General features: G+C 33.1%; 2 protein-coding genes. One reads left to right on the forward strand and one right to left on the reverse strand.

What is annotated here, in order from left to right:
• Positions 1 to 114: 114 nt before the first annotated feature.
• Entirely contained in the window at positions 115 to 2,463 is a 2,349-nt protein-coding gene (locus AACY61_RS11605; RefSeq protein WP_339611747.1) for a TonB-dependent receptor, read from the reverse strand.
• Positions 2,464 to 2,626: 163 nt separating this feature from the next.
• Between AACY61_RS11605 and AACY61_RS11610 the strand changes: the two genes are divergently transcribed.
• A partial coding sequence (locus tag AACY61_RS11610; RefSeq protein WP_339611745.1) for a hypothetical protein occupies positions 2,627 to 2,928 on the forward strand: 302 nt, incomplete at its 3' end.

The following is a 2,928-nucleotide window of genomic DNA, read 5'->3' on the forward strand; positions in this document are numbered from 1 at the left end:
TTGAAGCTTCAATCACGAGCTTAGGTTCTGCAGTATTTAAATCCAAGTTTATTTCTTCCTCACAAGATGAGAGAGTTAAAAGGACTAGCAAAAGTATGTGTGTGAATTTTTTCATTAAAAAGTAAAATTATAGGTTACAGCTGGTATAATTCCAAAAATGGATAGTTTGACAGCTTCATTCCTTCCTAAATCTGTATTTTCTCTGAATGAAACAGAAGCAGCGTTCATTCTATTATAAAGGTTATAAATACTAAATACCCATTCTGAATTCCAGTTTCTGCTATTGTTTCTTTTAGGTGTTAATGTTGCAGAGAGGTCTAAATGATGAAAACTTTGTAGCCTACTGCTGTTTCTTGCCTCAAATGTTGGCACAACAATTCCGTTATATACGTATTGTCCATTTGGAAAGGTAACCGGCTGCCCAGTTTGAAAAATAAAATTGGCTCCAAAGGTCCATTTATCATTGAGTTGATAATTGGCAGTTATTGAAATATCATGTGTTTTATCCCAAGCTGACAAATACCAATCTCCATTATTAATTCCAATTTCTTCTGGAGTTCGCCCGGGTGTTTTTTGTTCACTTTTTGAAAGCGTATAAGCAATCCATCCCTGAAGTTTACCAGTTGTTTTTCTAAACAGAAGTTCTAGACCATAAGCTCTTGCTTCACCGGCAAGGATCACTTGCTCAATGGCATTGTTTGCAATAAGGTTTGCCCCGTCAACATAGTCTAGTCTATTTTTTACAGTTTTAAAATAGGACTCCACCTCAAGGGAATAATTATCAAAATTTTTAAAATATCCAAGGGCTATTTGGTCTGCGAGTTGTGGTTCAATGTATTTTCCGCTAGGGGCATATACATCAAATGGTGTGGGAGAGGTAGTATTTGAAATGAGATGTATGTATTGTGTCATTCTGTTATAGCTCGCTTTTATAGAAGATTCATTTGACAGCTGATACGCGATTGAAAACCTGGGTTCTGGTCTAATGAATGAACGTATTGTTGTTCCTTTTGAAATAGTTAGGGTGTCAATTGGGGGTGCCTTTTCATATATTTTCAATCCGTTATTGAATACATTTGGTTGATTGTTTTCATAAATGTAGAATTCATCCTGACCCAATCTGTTGAATGTAGAGAGCCGCAGTCCTGCTTGAACAGCAATTTTATTAGAAATAGTATATTCTGCATCTAGGTATATGGCATTTTCAAAAGCAAATTTATCAGTGAGTTTTGTTGGGTTGATACCAGAAGTTTCTGAATTTGGTTTTATTTCTCCGGGAATAAAATTATAGTAGGTTGAATTGAGACCATAATTGAGTTGTAAATTTTCGTTTAAATAATGTTTAAAATCGTATTTTAGGTTGTAATTTTTGATTCCGCTATCAAAATTAAATCCAACAAAATCAAGTGTTAAACCATAATAATAATCTGAAAAAATGAGAGACAGGTTAGAAAATAGTTTGTCTGAAAACAAATGATTCCATCTAAGGTTTACTGTTGAATTTCCGAAGCTGTTGCTAAAACTTTCAGAAATTTCAAACACATCTCGCCCAAAGTATCCTGAGAGATACAAATTGTTATTTTCGTTAATACGATAACTAATTTTGGTGTTTAAATCATAAAAATATGCAACATTATCATTGTCAAACAAGGGTAAAAATAAATGAGCATAACTACTTCTACCGCCTATTAAAAAAGAGCTTTTGTCTTTCATTATTGGTCCTTCCAATAGTAATCTGCTGGAAATTAAGCCTACTCCACCTGTGGCTTTGATTTCAGAATAATTACCGTCTTTTTGGTAGATATCAAGTACGGATGATATTCGTCCGCCAAACTTTGAAGGAATACCACCCTTATAAAGTTTAAGATCTTTAATTGCATCAGGGTTAAAAACAGAGAAAAAACCAAATAAATGTGATGAATTATATAGTGTAGCTTCATCAAGAAGTATCAAGTTTTGGTCAGCCGCACCACCTCTTACATTAAACCCACTTGCTCCTTCCCCGGAACTGGTAACTCCGGGAAGCAGTAACAGAGATTTGATAATATCGGTTTCACCCAATACCACAGGCATTTTTTTTATAGTACTTATGGTAAGCGAGTTTACACTCATTTGAGGTTTTTTGATATTTAACTTTTCAATATCTTGTTTAATTATAATTTCATCCAGTGACTCTAGAGACTCATTGAGTAAGACATCCTGTCTGATGTTTTGATTGAGTATGATTGTACTATTTTCAGATGAAAAGCCTAAGCTGCTATAGGTAATATCATAGGTTCCTTCTTCAAGGGTTAATGAATAAAAACCATATTCATTAGTAGTAGTTCCGGTTTGAAGCTCAGGTATAATTACGTTTACACCAATTAACGTTTCACCGGATGAAGCCTCTGAGATGGTTCCGCTAAGGGTAAATTTGTTTTTCTGATTTTGCGAACAAAGTGCTTGAAAGCTTAAAAATAGGATAAGAAAGAGTAATTTCTTTTTCAATTTTTTTTTACGTAAAAATAAGGTTTAATCATGATTTTATTGTTAATAATTTCTTAGCTTTTGACTTAAAGTTCACTTTTTAAAATTACTTTGGCACGGCAATTGAATTCCTAATTTTAAACTTTTAATTTTTTCTATTATGAAACTAAAACTACTTTTTTCGGCATTTTTTGTTTTATTACTCAGTTTTGGATACAGCCAACACAGGAGTTCAAATCTGCAAGTTGAATTTGAAAATTCCAGGGTAACTTATGCTATTCAAATTGGAGGATTTGATTTTCAAGTTAACAGAAACTTACTTTTTGTGGAAGGTTTACAGAGTGGATTTCATGAAGTAACGATATATGAAGTCAAGAGAAACAGAAGTATTTTAGTTTATCGGGGAGGGATTAACTTGGCCAGAAATGCAACTACTTATTCTTTTTTCAAAAATAGAAATTT

It is taken from the genome of uncultured Planktosalinus sp., from assembly GCF_963973675.1.
Lineage (GTDB): Bacteria > Bacteroidota > Bacteroidia > Flavobacteriales > Flavobacteriaceae > Planktosalinus.